6 protein-coding genes are annotated in these 17,942 nt (G+C 53.5%); 2 read left to right on the forward strand and 4 right to left on the reverse strand.

The features are described from left to right. Positions 1–81: 81 nt before the first annotated feature. The 3 genes from tycB to AC27IT_RS00535 all read right to left on the reverse strand — a co-directional run bounded on the left by tycB (position 82) and on the right by AC27IT_RS00535 (position 15,162). Positions 82–10,848: a tyrocidine non-ribosomal peptide synthetase TycB gene (gene tycB / locus AC27IT_RS00525; protein ID WP_487091437.1), complete on the reverse strand. Its 10,767-nt coding sequence runs from the start codon at positions 10,846–10,848 to the stop codon at positions 82–84. Between the two features lie 96 nt (positions 10,849–10,944). Beyond that, entirely contained in the window at positions 10,945–14,211 is a 3,267-nt protein-coding gene (tycA, locus tag AC27IT_RS00530) for a tyrocidine non-ribosomal peptide synthetase TycA (protein WP_327921022.1), read from the reverse strand. 675 nt (positions 14,212–14,886) lie between these two features. Continuing rightward, positions 14,887–15,162, reverse strand: coding sequence for a hypothetical protein (locus AC27IT_RS00535; protein ID WP_026557192.1), 276 nt, complete (start codon positions 15,160–15,162; stop codon positions 14,887–14,889). A gap of 706 nt (positions 15,163–15,868) precedes the next feature. Here AC27IT_RS00535 and loaP point away from each other — a divergent pair. Together loaP and AC27IT_RS00545 are read left to right on the forward strand one after the other, a co-directional pair. Then, on the forward strand, positions 15,869–16,459 hold the full coding sequence (gene loaP, locus AC27IT_RS00540; RefSeq protein ID WP_025844095.1) for an antiterminator LoaP: 591 nt from the start codon (positions 15,869–15,871) through the stop codon (positions 16,457–16,459). A 55-nt stretch (positions 16,460–16,514) separates the two neighbouring features. Further along, a complete protein-coding gene (locus tag AC27IT_RS00545) occupies positions 16,515–17,213 on the forward strand; it encodes a 4'-phosphopantetheinyl transferase family protein (RefSeq protein WP_035986205.1) in 699 nt (232 codons plus the stop codon). A 100-nt stretch (positions 17,214–17,313) separates the two neighbouring features. Here AC27IT_RS00545 and AC27IT_RS00550 read toward each other — a convergent pair whose 3' ends face one another. Beyond that, positions 17,314–17,895 carry a GNAT family N-acetyltransferase gene (locus tag AC27IT_RS00550; RefSeq protein ID WP_025844093.1) on the reverse strand — a complete coding sequence of 194 codons (582 nt, stop codon included), beginning with the start codon at positions 17,893–17,895 and terminating at the stop codon, positions 17,314–17,316. Positions 17,896–17,942 lie beyond the last annotated feature (47 nt).

Below are 17,942 nucleotides of genomic sequence, written 5' to 3' on the forward strand. Positions count from 1 at the left end.
GGTTCGAAGGAGGGGGGCCTCCCGTCAAAGCGCAGCTTGCCCCGCTTTGACGGGAGGCATTTCATTTCCAGCGTCGCCTGGTCAAATCAGTTCCAGGATGTTCTCCAACTCCTCCATGGAAAGATCGTCGTCCCCCAGGTCGCTCGGGGTGTACTCGCCTTCCTCTTTTGCCATGCAATGCTCCATGATGCCGAGCAAGTGATTCCGATAGCCGTCTGCCAGGCTGGCAATCGTCTCTTCCTTGTACTGGAGGCTGCTGTAGCCCACGGTGATCCGCAGCTTTCCATCTTCAATCAAGCCGGAAATGTCCAATAGGAACACTCTTTCCGATTCCGGGCTGAATAGCTGACCTGTTCCGAGCGGCGAGAATGTGTATCCGCCAGCCTTCCCGTCCGACTCGAATTGGCCGAGATAGTTAAAGCTGATTTCCGGCCGCAGCGCAAACGACAGTGGCGGCTGTACCTCGCGTGTCGTCATCGTGCGCAAAATTTCGTAGCCAATTCCTTTTTTCGGAACCCGGCGCAAGCTTTCTTTGATGTGCTTGATCTGGTACGACAAGTCATCGGCCTTTTCCATGTCGAGCACGACCGGGTATTGCGAAGTGAACCAACCGACTGTTCGCGTGACGTTCATCTCGTTCTGGATGTCTTCGCGGCCATGGCCTTCCAGATTGATGAGCACGCAGTTCGTCTTCGCCCAGTCTTTGATAGCCAAGCCCAATGCTGTCAAGAGCAGGTCATTCATCTCCGTGTGATAGGCGTGATGAACGTGGCGCAGCATGTTTTCCGTCTGGGTCGCTGTCAGCTCAAACGAGAGCGTGCGCGTATGTTTTTGCTTGCGATCTGCGGCGGCGAAGTCAGTTGGCAGCGCGGCAGCCGTGGCCGTGCTCTCCAGGTTGTGCCAATACGCCGCTTCCCGCAACAGCTCGTCACTGTCCGCGTACGCTTGCAATTGGGCCGCCCAGTCTTTGAACGAATCCGTCTTTTTCGGCAAGACGATCTCCTGCTGATGGAGAGCCTGCGCGTAGGCCGATGAAAAATCTTCAAACAAAATGCGCCAGGAGACGCCATCGACGACGAGATGGTGAATCGCAATCAGCAAATGATCTCCTGCGTTTGTCGAGAAAAGCGCGAGATGGACGAGCGGTCCTTGTTCCAGATCTATACTGCTTTGGATCTGATCGGACAGTTCCAGGATGCGGGCCGCGCAATTGGCCTGCTCCTGCAGATCATAGAAATGGAAGCGGAAGCGCTCATCAGTCAGTCCGCGGTTGATTTGCCTGATCGTTCCGGCTTCCTGCTTGTAAATCATGCGCAGCGCGTCGTGATGCTCGACGATTTTATGGAACGCCTGGCAAACCAGTCCTGCGTCAAAGCCGTCCGCGCGGAACAGCATGACAGCCTGATTCCAATGGTGGCGATCCGTGAAATTGCGCTCGAAGAACCATTTCTGGATCGGCGTCAAGCCAATCTCGCCTTCTACGACGCCCTGCTCGCTCTCTCTTCTGTTCGGGGCGACGTGGGCTGCGACTTCTTCGATCGTCGGGTATTGGAACAGCTCTTTCATCGCAAGCGTCCAGCCTGACGCATTGAGGCGAGTGGACACCTGGATCGCTTTGATGGAATCGCCGCCCAGTTCAAAAAAGTTGTCTTTCGTTCCGACCTGCCTGATGCCCAAGACATCTGCCCAGATGGAAGCCAGCAATTGCTCCAGCTCGCTTTGCGGTGCCGCGTATTCCTCGGCGCGATTCGCTTCCTGGCTTGGCTTCGGCAGTGCTTTCCGGTCAATTTTGTCATTGGGGGTCAGCGGCATCTTCTCCAGTTGGATGAAGAAGGCGGGAACCATGTAAGGAGGCAGCTCTTTTTCCATATAGTCCCGAAGCTGCGCGGGCGTGGCTTCTCCTTCCGCCACGTAGTAGGCGCACAAATAAGCTTGGCCGCGGTCGTCCTCATGGGGGATGGCGGCTGCCTCTTTGACCGTTTCATACCGCAGCAGCACGCTTTCCACTTCGCCCAGCTCTACCCGATGCCCGCGAATCTTCACCTGGTGATCCATTCGGCCCACGTACTCGACGTTTCCGTCCGGGAGCCATCGTGCCAGGTCGCCTGTGCGGTACATTTTCTCTCCCGGGGCAAACGGATTGTCGACGAACTTCTCGGCAGTCAGCTCGGGACGATTCCAATAGCCTCTGGCCAGCGACAAGCCGCCGATGCACAATTCCCCGATCTGGCCGGGCGCTTTCAGACGCAACTGGTCATCCACGATGTACAGCTTCGTGTTTGGAATCGGCTTGCCAATGGTGATCGTCTCGACGGGTTCATCCGGGTCGGCGATCCAGAGCGTTGCGCAAATGGTGCTTTCGGTCGGGCCGTATGCGTTGATGTAGGTCACCTTTTCTTTCCACTTCTCCACCAGCGCGGCAGAGGAAGCCGATCCGGCTGTAATCAGGATACGTAGCGACGGCAACTGCTCCGGTTCCAGGTACACGGCATACGTCGGCGGCAAGGTGAGAATGGTGATCGCGTTGTGGCGAACGTATGCGGCAAACTGCCGAAAATCGTTAATGATGTCGCGGGACAAGACGTACAAGGTCGCTCCCGTCAGCAAAGGGATAAACATTTCCCACACCGAGGCGTCGAACGAGATGCTGGCAAAATGCCCCGCCCGGTCTTGCGGTGTAACGCCAAGCTGGTTGGCAAATACCGCTTGCAGATTCGCTACCCCTTTGTGCTCCAGCATGACGCCTTTTGGCTTGCCCGTCGTACCGGACGTGTAGATGATATAAGCCAGGTCAGACGGCTTGGTTGTGCAAGGCAGATTGTCTTTCTGTGACGCAAAATGGTTGGGATCGTCCAAATTGACAATCTCGGCCTCGCTGTTCACCTTGTGGAGCAAGTGCGCATGCGTCACCACGAGTTTTGCCTGACTGTCCTTTAGCATGTAACGGATGCGCTCTTTTGGATAATCAGGATCGACGGGTAAAAAGGCGCCGCCCGCTTTTAACGCGGCAAGCGTGGCGATGACCATCTCGGCGGAGCGCTCTACCAGCAAGGCGACGATGTGCGACGGCCCCACTCCTTTTGCGCGCAAAACGGCTGCGAGCTGGTTCGCCCGTTCGTTCAACTCCCGGTACGACATTCGCTTCTCTTCGAACACGAGCGCCGTTTGCTCGGGCATTTTGGCCGCCCATTCTTCAAAGAGCTGGTGGATGGTCTGATCTGCCCGGTACTCCCGCTCCGTATCATTGAACGCTTGTAGCAACATTTGCTTTTCTGCTTCGGTCAGCATCTCGATCTCTTGCAGCTTGCTCTTTGGACGGGCCGTGACCGCTCGCAAAATTTGCAGGAAGTGCCGGGACATGCGCTCTACCGTCTCTCGTTTGAACAGCTTGGTGCTGTATTCCAGTCGCAACAGCAGATCGGCTTTTCGCTCTGTCAGATGGAAAGACAAGTCGAATTTCGCGATGGCGAGCGCGCTGCCGGATTCATAAGGGCGATAGACCAGGCGATCCAGCGTTTTTTCGTGCAGTTCCTCGCTTTGCAAAATGAACATGGTGTCAAACAGCGGATTGCGCCCCGGGTCGCGCGGAATGCCGAGCTTTTCCACAAGGCTTTCCAACGGGTAATCCTGGTGGTCGTAAGCATCGAGAGCATTTTGTTTGACTTCCTGCAAAAACTGCCCGAAGGTCTTGTCTGCTGTCGGCCTGTTGCGGATCGCCAGCGTATTGACGAACATGCCGACGACTGGCGCAAGCTCGGCGCGCGATCTGCCGGAAATCGGCGTGCCTACGATAATGTCGTCCTGCCCGGCGTATTTTGCGAGCAGCACGTTGTAGGCGGCGAGCAAAACCATGAACAGCGTCGTGTTCGTTTTCGCAGCCAGTTCGCGCAATGCATCCAGCAACGGCTGGTCCATGGACAGGGTGATTTGCCCTCCGGCAAAGCTTTTCACGGCCGGGCGCGGAAAATCTGTCGGTACATCGACAGGGGTGATGGTTCCGGCGAACGCGTGCAGCCAGTACGCCTCATGCTGCCTAAAGGCATCCGACTGATCGAGCGCTTTTTGCCAGACCGCAAAATCTTTGTACTGAATGCGCAACTCCGGCAAATGTTTTCCCTGGTACAATTCGGCCAGTTCATCGAACATGATCGTGACCGATGCCGCATCCGCCGCGATATGATGCATGTCGTACAAAAGAAGATGGCGCTCATCCGCGAGCTTCACCAGACTCATGCGCAAAAGCGGCGGCACAGCCAGATCGAAAGGACGGACGAATGCGTGGAAAAGCTCGTCAATCTGCTGTTCCTCTGCGGTCTGGTACGTCAAGTCCACGGTCACGCGGTCGTGAATTTTCTGCACCAGCTCGTCTCCGGCCATCTCGAATGACGTTCGCCAAATGTCGTGGCGATCGACCAACGCTTGCAGCGCCTTCGCCAGTTGCGCACGATCCAGCTTGCCTTCCAGCATGATGATGCCCGGCGTATTGTAGCTGATTCCGGCGCCTTCGAGCTGGTGCAGCAGGTACATTCGCCGCTGGGCAGAGGACGCCGGATAGAAAGCTTGCGGCTCCGCTGGCTGAATCGCGGCTGCGCCTGCGTGTTCGCCGGTTTCGATCAAACGGGACAAGTCGCGGATAGTCGGCGCTGCAAAAAACTGCTTCAGCAACAGATCCGTTTGAAACTCCCGATGCACCTGCGCCACCACGCTCATCGCTTTCAAAGAATGGCCGCCCAGCTCAAAAAAGTGGTCCAAAACCCCGACGCCGGAAATGCCGAGCACGTTCTCCCAGATCGCGGCCAGCTTCGCCTCCACTTCCGTAGCAGGTGCGACATACGCGGCGCTTGTCGCTGGCTTTCCTTCCGGCTTGGGCAATGCTTTGCGGTCTACTTTGCCGTTTGGCGTGAGCGGAAAAGCATCCAACTGGATGAGATAGGCTGGCACCATGTAGGCCGGAAGCGCCCTGGAGAGATGCGCGCGCAACTCGGCTTCCTCTATCGCCGCTTTTCCCGTGACATACGCCGCCAGATAGGAATCGCCGCGATCGTCCTGGCAGGCGACGACGATGGCTTCATTCGTCAGTTCATAAGCGAGCAGGACCGATTCGATCTCTCCGACCTCAATCCGGTATCCTCTCACTTTGATCTGCTCATCGACGCGTCCAGTGAAATCAATCGTTCCGTCCGCAAGCCATCGTCCGAGATCGCCAGTCTTGTACATGCGCTCTCCCGGAACAGCCGGATTCGCAACAAACTTCTCCGCTGTAAGCTCCGGCTTTTTCCAATAGCCCCGCGCCAAGCCGCGGCCGCCGATGCAAATTTCTCCGACCACCCCGACAGGCAGCAGTTGATGCTGTTGGTCCACGATGTAGATGCTCGTGTTGGCAACCGGACGCCCGATGGTGATTGGCTTATCCGGCAGCGTATTGCGCAAGTAGGTGGCGATGACGCTGCTTTCCGTCGGTCCGTATGCATTGACGACAAGCATTTGCGGATGCATCTCTTTGCACAGGTGAACCAGCTTCGGCGACAGCTTTTCGCCCCCGAGCATGACCGCCTGGATCGAGCGGATGTCCGCCGGAGTGCTGCACTCCAATATCGCCTGGAACATGCTGGGCACAAACACCACGTAGCTGCATTCCCAGGCGGCAATCAGGTTTCGCAGCGCAATCGGATCTTTCGCCTCGTGATCGGGCATCAGGACGACGGTGGAGCCGGATATTATCAATGTAAAAAAGGTTAGGGCAAAGGCATCAAAGGCGAAGGAAAGCGACAGCGTCCCTCTGTCCCGGACAGATAGGGCAAACTCGTCTCGGTTCCACGTCACGCTGTTGACGATTCCCCGATGCTCGACCATGACGCCCTTTGGCTTGCCTGTCGTACCGGATGTGTAGATGATGTAAGCGAGGTCGCCCGCCGTATGCATCGGTTCCAAGTTTTCCGCAGAGGGCGCATAGCTCTTTTCCTCATCCAGATACAGGCGTTCCACGTCTGCCGCAAGCTTTTCGTCCAGCCCCTTTTGCGTCAGGATCAACCGGGCTTCGCAATCTTCCAGCATGTAAGCAATCCGCTCGTGCGGATAGTCCGGGTCGATCGGCACATACGCTCCGCCCGCTTTGAGAATGGCGATGATTCCGATTGCCATTTCCAAAGATCGTTGCGCCATGATTCCTACGCTTTGCTCAGGCTGCACGCCTTTTTTCCGCAAAGTGTGCGCGAGCTGGTTGGCTCGCTCGTTCAGTTCGCGGTACGTCAGCCGCTTGTCGCCGAAAACGATGGCGGTCTGCTCCGGCGTTTTGTGCGCCTGTTCTTCAAACAACTGCGAAAGCGTGCTTTCGGCTGGAGACAGCGTAGCCGTGTCGTTGAAATGAACCAGCAGCTCCTGCTTCTCGTGCGCGGTCAGCATTTCGACTTGCGCCAGCTTTTGCTCCGTGTTTTCGCTTGCGGCCTGCAAAATTTGCAAGTAATGCAGCGACATGCGCTCGATCGTCTCGCGCTTGAACAGCTTGGTGCAAAATTCGAAGCAGAAGGAAAGGCCCGCTGCGTTTTCGCTCGCTTCCAGCGACAAATCGAACTTGGCCATGTTCCCCTCTGGCACGTAAGGAGTCACGGTCATCCCTTCCAGCTCGATCAAGCCGGCATCCATGTTTTGCAAAAGGAACAAGGTGTCGAACAACGGGTTCCGGCTTCTGTTTCGCGTGAGCGCCAGCTTTTCGACGAGCTCTTCGAACGGATAGTCCCCGTGCTCAAAAGCCGCGAGCGTATTGTCTTTTACTTCCAGCAAAAATTGCCGGAACGTTTTTGTGGGCGCGGACTGATTTCTCATCGCCAGCGTATTGACGAACATCCCCGTGACGCTCTCTGTATCCGGGTGCGCTCTGCCGGCCGTCACGGTGCCGATCACCATGTCTTCCTGCCCGGAGTATTTGGCCAAAAGCACGTGATAAGCGGCCAAAAGCACCATGTACAAGGTCGTGCCAGTCTCTTTGGCTACGCGCTGCAAACGATCCAGCAGTTGTTTTTCGGCTCGGAACAAATAACGTTCGCCCGCAAAGCTTTGAACAGCCGGCCGCGGGTAGTCCAACGGCAGGTTCAAGACCGGGATTTCGCCTGCAAAGCGCTGGAGCCAATAATTTTCCTGTTTTTGGTAATCACTCGTTTGCGTCCGCGCTTTTTCCCAAACGGCGAAGTCTTTATACTGAATGCGCAGCTCGGGCAAAGCTTCGTGTTGATACAGACGGGCAAAGTCATGCAGGAGAAGCTGCGTGGACACCCCGTCTGCGATGATGTGGTGCAGATCGATTATCAACACATGACGGCTCTCGCCGAGCTTCACCAGCCCCACCCGGCAGAGCGGAGCCGTTTCCAAATCGAACGGACGCATGAACCGGAGAACGGCTTCGTTTACTTGCTCCTCCGTAGCTTTCATGCAAACAATCGGCAACGGGCATTCGGCGTGAATGCGCTGAACCGGCTCGCCGTTGATCGTGTGAAACGAGGTGCGCAGCGATTCATGGCGCGACACCAGTCCGGAAATGGCGCGCTCCAGCCGCTCCCTGTCGAGTGTTCCGTCGAGAATCAGCACGACAGGCAGGTTGTAAACCGTGCTGCCCGGGTCGAGCTGGTTTAAAATGAGCATCCGTTTTTGCGCAGACGAGACGGGATAGTACGCTTGCGGCTCGGCCTGCGCAATGGCGTGATACGCGCTTTCCTCCCCGCCTTCCACATACGCTGCGATCGCTTGAATCGTCGGTTGCGCAAACAGTACGCGCAGCGGAACGTCTGCCTTGCATTCCTTCTGGATGCGGGAAATAAGCTGAATCGCTTTTAACGAATGGCCGCCCAACGCAAAAAAGTGATCCTGAATCCCGATTGGCGACACGCCGAGAATTTGCTCCCAGATCGCGACCAGCTTTTGCTCCAGCTCGGTTGTCGGGGCGATGTATTCCGCGCCCGTCAAGGCACTCCCCTCTGGCTTTGGCAACGCTCTCCTGTCTGTTTTTCCGTTCGGCGTGACCGGAATCCGCCCGAGCTTCACGAAAAAGGACGGGATCATGTAGTCCGGTAGCGCACGCGCCAAATAGGTGCGCATGTCTTCGTCGCTGATTTCTGTTTGCAGGACGACATAGGCGCACAAAAACTTGCCGCCTGTCTCATCTGCTCTGTCGATGACTACGGCTTCCTTGATGGCCGGATGGTTGAGCAGGCGCGATTCGATCTCTCCCAGCTCGATGCGATGCCCTCTGATTTTGACCTGGTGGTCGATTCGGCCCAAAAATTCGAGCTGTCCATCAGGCAGCCAACGGGCGAGGTCACCCGTTCGATACATTCGTTCGCCTGGCTGGTACGGGTTTTCGAGAAACTTCTCCGCCGTCAGCTCCGGCTGGTGCAAATAGCCTCTCCCGACGTTTGCGCCGGAAATGTACAGCTCCCCGACGATCCCTTCCGGCTTCAACTGCAGCCCTTCATCCAAAATGTAAATGCCCGTATTGCTGATCGGCTTGCCGATCGGAGGCAGCTCGGGTATTTCCTTGCGCGGGTCCATCGTGTATGTCGTCACGACATGCGTTTCCGACGGTCCGTAGTGATTGTGCAAAAATACGCGATGATCGCGCAGGTACTTTTGCAACTCGTGCGTGACGACGAGCTGTTCCCCGGCGGTGATGATATGTTTGACACAACGCGGGAAGCTTTGCGCGTAGTCTTGTTCGTTGAAAATAAACTTCAAAAAGGACACGGGCAAAGACAAAATGCTGATCTGCTTTTCTTGGATGAACGCAAACAGTTTTTCCACATGCCGTCTCAGCTCGTTTGAAATGAGGTAAAGCTGCCCTCCCGCTAACAGCGTGGAGAAAATTTCCTGGTAGCAAACATCAAAGCTGCATGTCGTGTACTGCAACACTTTTTCCTGAAAAGCGATGTTGGTTTTGGCAAACGTAAAGTGCAGCAGGTTCGCCATGTTCCGATGCTCGAGCATGACGCCTTTCGGTTTGCCCGTCGTGCCGGACGTATAGATGATGTAAAACAAGTCATGCGGCTGGTTGATCGACTCGACATGGTCGCGGCTCTCTTCCCAGATCGCGGAGGCGCGGATGTCCAGTTTTTCCGTCGGAGTCGTCACTTTTTCCAGCAAATGATCTTGGGTCACGACCAATTGCACGCCGCTATGCGTGAGCATGTAGGCAATTCGTTCCGCAGGCAGCTTCGGGTCAATCGGCACAAAAGCCCCGCCTGCTTTCAAAACGCCGATGATGCCGACGATCATTTCCAGCGAGCGATCCAGCATCGTGCCGACAAGGCTGTCAGCGCCGATGCCTTTTTTGCGCAAAAAGCGGGCGAGCTGGTTGGACTTTTCATCCAGCTCCCGATACGTCAGGTGCTGATCGCCGCAAACAACCGCGACTTGCTCAGGCGTTTTTTCCACCTGCCGCGCGAACAGCTCGTGAATGGTGGTCGCCGGATAGTCAGCCGCCGTTTCCGTGCGTTTAGCCAGCAACTGGGCCGTTTCTGCTTCTGTCAGCATTGGAATCTGGCGAAGCTCGACATCCGGATTGGTTGCCACGCAAGACGCGATCTGCTGAAGGTGCCCGGCCATTTTTTGCACGACCTCTTCCGCAAACAGCGCCGCATTGTAGTCAAAGCGGAAGGCGATCTCTTCCTTAGGCATCACCATGACGGTCAGGTCGTAATTGGTAGGCTCGAACATTTCGACGTCGGTAATGGTGAAGCCGATTTGCTGCGCCTGGGCCTTTTGCTGCAACGCCTCTACCAGCGGATAGTTTTCAATGACCAGCAGGTGGTCGATCAGCTCCTGCTTCAAGTCCGACCGGTTTTGAATGTCGTACAAAGGTACGTGCTCGTACGGCCGGGATTGCAACGTCTTTTTGTGCACCTCGTGCAGCAACTCGGAAAAAGTCTGGCCCGCCTGCGCCTGCACGCGAAACGGGATCGTGTTGATGAACAAGCCAACCATTTTGTCGATGCCGACGATCTCTGTCGGGCGTCCGGAGACGACGGAGCCGAACAGCACGTCATGGGTCGCGTTGTACTTTTGCAGGAGAATCCCCCAGATCGTTTGAATCACCGTCGAAACCGTCACCTGATGTTGACTGGCGATTGTCGCGAGCTGTTTGCTCAAGGCGCGGTTCAGACGAAAGCGGTATTGGCTTGGCTGAAAAGCCGTGTCAGCGAGCTTTTCTTTTTTCGGCAAAGCGGTCTTCTGCTCATATTGCTGCAAATAGTCGCTCCAATAGGCGAGCGCGGCTTGTTTATCCTGTTTTTCCAGCCAGCCGATGAAGCGACTGTACGGCTGTACCGGCTCCAGGGTAGGTGTGGTCTTGTTTTGCAACGATAAATAGATGGCGAGCAAGTCATCGAAAATAAGGCTGAAGCACCAGCCGTCCATCAAGATGTGATGAAAGCTCCAGATGACCTGGTAGTCTTGCCGGGTCATTTGGAAAATGGCGACCCTCAGCAACGGGTCTTTTGCCAGATGAAACGTCTTCTCCTGATCGGCTCTTTTGTACGCGGTGTAGCGGGCCTGCTTCTCGGACTCGTCGCAGGCAGACAAATCGTGGAATTCGATCGGAATGGGGCGTTCCTTCAGCACAACCTGCAACGGCTGCTTGAGCTTTTCGTAAAGAAATAACGTGCGGAATACATCGTACCTCTCTACCAGCGCACGCAGGCTGTCGGTAAACAGCCCGACGTCAAGATCGCCCTGCAACGAGATGGACATCTGTACGAGATGCGAGTTTTGCTCCTGGTCGAGCAAGGCGTGGAACAACATGCCCTCTTGCATCGGAGTCAAAACGTACATATCCTGGACGTGTTCTTTGCTAAATACACTCATTACGGCACCTCGATAAATTCATTTATTTGTCATACATGTATAAAAAAGGAAAATAAAGATGCGCGGCCGCCCCGCAAAATCGCTGTCATCACTTGGTTAGGTCAGTGTATTGGCCAGTAATTCGAAAATATCGTCCATTTCCTCCATCTGAAGACCTTTGACGCTAAAATCGCTCGGCGTCCGCTCTACTTCTTTTTTCTCGATGCAGTGCGTGACGATGCGCTGAAGCTGCTTTTGATAACCTTGGCTCAATTGATGGATGGACTCTTCCCGAAACTGCTCCGCGCTGTAGGAGAAAGTGAGGACAAGCTCTCCGCCTTCAATCAATCCGGTTATATTCAAAGCGGTGTACACCTCCGATTCAGGACTGAGATTGTTTTTGCCATCTGCGCCAAGCGTGTTGCCTCCGCTGAAAGGCGAGCGGGTAAACAGCTCTGTCTTCATGTCCGCATCAAACTGGCCCAAGTAGTTGAACGTCACTTCCGGCTGCACGGAAAAAGACAAGGAACCGCGATTTTCCGGGAGCGTCACATGCTTTAAAATGTCGTAGCCAATTCCTTTATGGGGAATTTTTCGCAAATTTTCTTTGGTGAGCTTGATGAAGTCGGACAAGTGAGCGGTTTGCCGCAAGTCGAGCAAAACCGGATATTGGGATGTAAACCAGCCGACGGTTCGCGCCACGTTTGCCTGCTCGATGATGTCCTCGCGCCCGTGCCCCTCGAGATGAATCGCGAGTTGCTCAAGCTTGCTCCACTCGGCAAAAGCCAGGCCGAGCGCCGCCAGCAACAAGTCGTTAATTTCCGTCTGGTAGGCCTGATTGGCGTGCTTCAGCAGTTGCTCCGTCTCTTCCGCCCGCAGCCGGATTCGCATGTTTCGCACGCTTTTTTGCTTGCAGCCTGCCGCTTCAAAGTCTTTGGGCAGCCAGACATGGCTCGCCTGCGATTCGACGCTCTCCCAATACGGAATCTCGCTCAGCAAATCCGCCTCGTTCGCGTATTCGTGCAACCACTCTGACCAGCTTTGAAAAGAATCCGTCTTTTCCGGCAAAGTGATCGCTTGCCCGGCAAGTGCTTGCGCATAGGCGGTTGCCAAATCTTCAAACAAAATGCGCCAGGAAATGCCGTCCACGACCAGGTGATGGATCGCCAAAAACAAATGATCGCCATGTAGCGTCTGGAACAGCGCGACCTTCACCAGCGGTCCTTCCTGCAAATCCATGTTGCTGTGCAAACGCTGCGTTTCTTCCGCAATCGCCTGCTCGACATCCGCGTGCGCGCGCAGATCGTACAGGGAGAAATCGTATCGTTTGCCGTCCAACCCGCGGTTGCGCTGAACGACCTGCCCGTTTTCGTGCCGATACACCATGCGAAGCGCGTCGTGGTGCTCGATGATTTTGTCCATGGCCCTCTGGATCGCGTCACGGTCGAATCCTTCCGGGCGATAAAGCATAGACGACTGGTTCCAATGGCTCATATTCGTGAAATTTTTCTCAAAAAACCATTTTTGAATGGGCGTAAGCGGTACGTCTCCGACGATGATGCCCTGATCGCTTTTTCGGGTCGTATTTTTTACAAACAGGGCAACCTGTTCGATCGTCGGGTAATTCAGCAAGTCTTTCGCCTCTAGCTTCCGCTGATAGGAATGCAGGCGTGCGACGACCTGGATCGCCTGGATCGAATCGCCGCCGAGCGAGTAAAAATTATCGCGTATCCCTATCTTTTCTACCCCCAGCACATCTTGCCAGATGGATGCGAGGATTGATTCCGTCTCGTTGCGCGGAGGATGGTAGGCGGCAAGGTTTGCGTTTGTTGCAAAATCAGGCTCGGGCAACGCTTTGCGGTCGATCTTGTCATTTGGCGTCAGCGGCATTTTGTCCAGCTTGACGAAATAGGAAGGCAGCATGTACGCTGGCAGCTTTTGCGCGGCGTATTCTCTGAGTTGTGCAGGAGTTACTTCTTGTCGCGAAATAAAATAGGCGCACAAATACTGCCCGGCCTGTTGATCCTCTCTGGCGATGACTACGGCCTCTGTAATTGGTTCGTACGAGAGCAAGACAGACTCGATTTCGCCTAGCTCAATACGATGACCTCTGATTTTTACCTGGTGGTCGATCCTGCCGAGAAACTCGATGTTTCCATCCGCCAGCCATTTCGCCAGGTCCCCGGTCCGGTACATCTTTTCTCCCGGTACGAACGGATTGTCTACGAATTTTTCTGCGGTCAAATCAGGGCGGTTCCAATACCCTCTCGCCAGGCCGACTCCGCCTATGCACAGTTCGCCTTCGCTGCCAATCGGCAGGGGCTGCAAGTCTTCGCCTACGATATAGATGTGCGTGTTTTGAATCGGCTTACCAATCGGAACGGACTGCACGGGGAACTCGTGGGCAGGCGCTTCCCATGTCGTCGCGCAAATGCTCGTTTCCGTTGGGCCGTATGCATTTATGTACCTGAGTTTGTCTTTCCATTTGTTTACCAAGGGGGCGGAGGCAGATGAACCTGCCGTAATCATGATGCGCAGAGAAGTGATTCGTTCTGGGGTGAGATGAGTCAAATAAGTCGGTGGCAGCGTGATAATCGTCAATTCATTTTCACTCAAATAGTTTTCAAACGTAACGAAATCATGAATCGTCTGTTTGGAAAGGATGTAGAGGCTTGCGCCGGACAGCAAAGCCATGAACATTTCCCAAACGGATGCGTCGAACGACATGCTGGCAAACAACCCGATTCGGTCTTGCGCGGTGACGCCAAACGAATTTTGGAAAAACGATTGCAAATTGGCGATGCCTTTATGCTCCAGCATGGTGCCTTTCGGTTTGCCCGTTGTCCCTGAGGTGTAAATGACGTAGGCGAGATCCGTAGGCTTGCTTGGCTGGCGCAGATTGGAAGCTTCGCGAGCGTCCAGCTTTTCTTCTTCCAGCACAACGATATGCCCGCTGTACCCGACGTCATGCACGAGCTTGCTTGCGCTTTTTTGCGTGAGCACGATTTTCGTTTGGCTGTCCTGCAAAATATACTGAATGCGATCGCGGGGATATTCGATGTCGATGGGCACGTACGCTCCGCCCGCTTTGAGAACGGCCAAAATCGCGATGATATTTTCCGGCGCTTTCTCCATCATCACCCCGACGATGCTGTCTGTTTGCACGCCTTTTTCGAGCAACGCTCTCGCCAGTTGATTGGCTTTTCCGTTCAGCTCCCGGTAGGTGAGCTGCCGGTTTTCAAAAACGATGGCAACCCGGTCTGGAAAAGCCTCTGCTTGCTCTTCGAACAATTGATGGATCGACTTATCCTGGGCATATGGCACTTGCGGCTGGTGCTTCGTCTCCCGCTCGATCTCGACGAGATGGGCCTGATTTGCTAACATGTGTCCCCTCCGATAATGAAAATTGCGTGTGTTTATCATGAAGTGCGACAAAATGCTGGCCAACGAGTGACAGGGCGAGCTCAACGTGCTGTGGGGTTGGCGCCGAAGCTAAAAAAGACGGATATAGCAGGAAATAACAGGATGATCGTTCTTATGAGGGCCGAATGTAACGAAGAAATAGGATTTTGTTACTTGTTTGTCATTATTTTACAGCTTTTGAGTCGATGGGATCAGTCCCATTCCAGTTTTTCATTCTCCTTCATTTGGGTAATTTTAACAATCAGGAGAATTTCCTGTTTATGGGATGCACTTTTCATACAAAAGTCACATTTTCACGATGCGACAGCGGAAAACGGGCGCTGGTACTCAAGGCTGATGGATACGGGCTGGTTTGCTGGCTTTTGCCCGCGGCGTGAAGGAAAACTCCTTTACTTGAAAACCATCACCTGAAGCTCCCTATTCGTCTAACCCGTTGGCATCCCTTCTCCCTCACTCTTTTGGAAGCGCCGAACGAAAGCGGCTGGCAGGCTGAAAGCACTAGGTTGCTGACGCTGAAAATCATTATAACAGAGAAAATTTGGGAATGGGTTAAAAAATAGGGATAATTTGTTAAAAATGTACCAGATTTTTTACAACCTCTTTACGTAAACAGAGGTCCTGTTTGGCAAGCCTGTGTCAACTTGCGTGTGTAAGCCGAATGGGCAAGCATGTTTCGTGGTCATGCCCGTTTCTCTCCCCTTCGGCAAAAGCATGGAGCGCGAAGAAGATTCCCTTGCCGCTGGTGCGTTCGTCACGGTGCTTTGTCGTCGCAGCCTCCGCGATTTGGAGAACAGCCGCCCGCTTTGGAGAGGCTTTTTTGATCGTTGCTGCGCTGCAACTTTTTTCCTTTTTCGCCTGTCTATGAACATAAGCAAGCTTTTCTGCTGATATTTTTTTGATAAATATTTTCATAACGTTAAATATTTTATATGTTCACAGCTTATATAATGCTTTATACTGGTAAAACAGGGGTTTTCTTCTAAAAATCAGCAGAGTCTGCTCTCCTGTGGGCTGCATTCGCCACGGTCTTGCCAAGCCCGCAGACTCCCAGAAAGCTTGTGATAGAAGTCACGAACCAATACCCTACTCCTCCTTTTTACTTGCGTTGGATTTTTCGCAAAAAAAGTTTTTATCTATTCTGACTGCCGCCCGGACCCGGTTCAAGGAAAGCCGGCAGCAGCCGGTCCTATGCTTTGCGATCCACCAAGCCGTCCGTCTTTGCTCTCTATCGTTCGCCGTTCGCCAGATAAAGCTCCCCAACCAGCCTGCACAAAAGAAATCCGAATACTGTCACCACTCCCAACGTTTTTGTTTTGGTTGGGCTTGACGGTCTTTCTGTCAACAGTTACCATTATTTAGAAAATAAAACAATATTATGTAATCAATCGTTTATATCTCGCATAGTTGCGCATGGCTGATGCGGCTTCCATCTGGCCGACCGAAACATCCGTTTCCGGCATGCGAAACATAAGGTTTCCCATCGTGGTGACAGGAGATGAGCTTTTATACCCGGATCAGGAACTGCCAAGAGAGACGAATCTATGGAGGTTGTGGATTGCTGAGCGGTTGCACCTGCCAATGATCTTAGAAACGTTATGAAAAGGAGTCTTGCAAGTTGATGAACTGGTATGCTTTCTATGTGAAAACGGGTTATGAGCACTCTGTAAAAAATTGGCTGAATAAATCTTTTGAGAAAGAAACGCTGTATTCGATGGTACCGCAACGAATCGTTCCCGAGAAGAAAAACGGCGAGATTTTGCGCGTGGAGAAAGATTTGTTTCCCGGCTACATTTTTGTCAAAACGAACATGAATTGTTCGAAATATTACTTCATTAAAAGCCATTCCAAAATCATTCGGATGCTGAACTATTTGAATAAAATCGACCTCACCTACGACAGACCGGCTGCTCTGCGCAAAAGCCGCGCGAACGTAACGGAAAGCAAGGAAGAAGCGCTCTGCTTCAAAAAGATTCCCGACGAAGAAATGACGATTATTCTCAAGCTTTTGAATCACGATGAGCAAATTGATTTTTCCCAGGTCTATACGCAAGACTCCAAAGTATATGTAGAGTCCGGCCCGCTCAAAGGGCTGGAAGGGATCGTGAAAAAGGTGGACAAGCACAAACGGCGGGTCAAAGTGCTCGTCTCGCTCATGGGCGATGAGCGGGTGATCGACCTTGGAATTGAGCTGATCGAGCCGAGCGTGTAAGCAGGCAGCGCTCTGTTGCGCAAAGCTTGTCGACAGACGAAATAGGAGGTTCAACATGGTGCAAATATACGCGGTTAACATCACCGATTTTCCGGACGAATCCATTCCCCACCTGTTGTCTTTTGTGGGCGAAGAAAAGCAGTTGCGGCTCTCTGCTTTCTACCGCCGCGAAGATTGTGTCAGAGGGTTGCTCGCCGACCTGTTGATTCGAAAAATTGCGGCGGAGACGTTCGCGGTTCCTGTGAAAAACATTAGGTTTGGCACGAATGCCTATGGCAAGCCTTCCTTGCAAGAGCCGTTGGACAGCTTGCACTACAACCTGTCCCATTCGGGCGACTGGGTCGTCTGCATAACCGATGACCGTGCCGTAGGAATTGATATTGAAAAAAAGCATGCGATTGACTTGCAAATTGCCCGGCAGTTTTTTGCCCAGGAGGAATGCGAGTTTATTGAGGCAGAACGGGACAACGAGCGCAGGCAGGCACGCTTTTTTACGGTCTGGACCGCCAAGGAAAGCTATATAAAAGCGATTGGCAAAGGGCTTTCGCTTCCGCTGCACAGCTTCTCTACTGTCAGAGAGGGAACGGTCGAGGGTTGGCGTGTCTATGACCAGGAGGAATGGCACTTCAAGACGTACGTTCTGGATGACGAATACACGCTGACCGCTTGTGCGCAAAACGGCCAGTTTTGTGAACAGGTGGAAATCGTGTCGCTGGACACGCTGCTTCCGTATTTTCTCAGCTTCAGCCAGTGATCGGCGCTAGGCAACAAAAAAGGTTTCATCCCCGCTTGGCTTTCGGGGATGAAACCTTTTTGTTTGGAACGTTCTTGTGTGGCCTGACTGCGCGATGCCGCTATCTCGTTTGCCGCTTTTGATAGTCTTCCTGCAGCAAGCCGTAGATTTCCAGGTCGACAATCCCTTTGCCTGACCAGAGGGCTGCCTGTCTGAGCGTTCCTTCCAGGGTGAAGCCGTTTTTGCGCAATACTTGTTTGGACGGTTCGTTTTTCGGCATGACCTCTGCCTGGATTCTGTTCACGTTGACTTCCTCCATCAAGAAGCGCACGACCATTTGGACCGCCTCGGAGGCAAAGCCTTTTCCCCAGTGCGCTTCGGCCAGAAAGTAGCCGATTGTCGCCATGTTTACACGCTGGTTAAACTCGAACGCTTCGATAATGCCGACCAATCTCTCGCTTTGCTGAGCGGGAAACATCCCCCATTTTACTCTCGACTTTTTCAAGTAATCTCTTTTGAAATGCCCGATCATGGTCAGGACGGTATCTTTTTTGTGCTTGGGAATGATGCCGCAATACTCAAAGACGTTGTCGTTGCTGTAAATTTCATACAGTTCTTCGAGGTGACAATCTTCAATCTCCCGCAGGATCAAATGGTCTGATTTCAAGACCGGAAACTCGTGAAACAGCGCGTTACTATTCATTCTTCCGTTCCTTTCCTGTGCGAGTTTGCTTTTTTCCAGCCAGGTTG

Source organism: Brevibacillus sp. YAE8, from assembly GCF_057543335.1.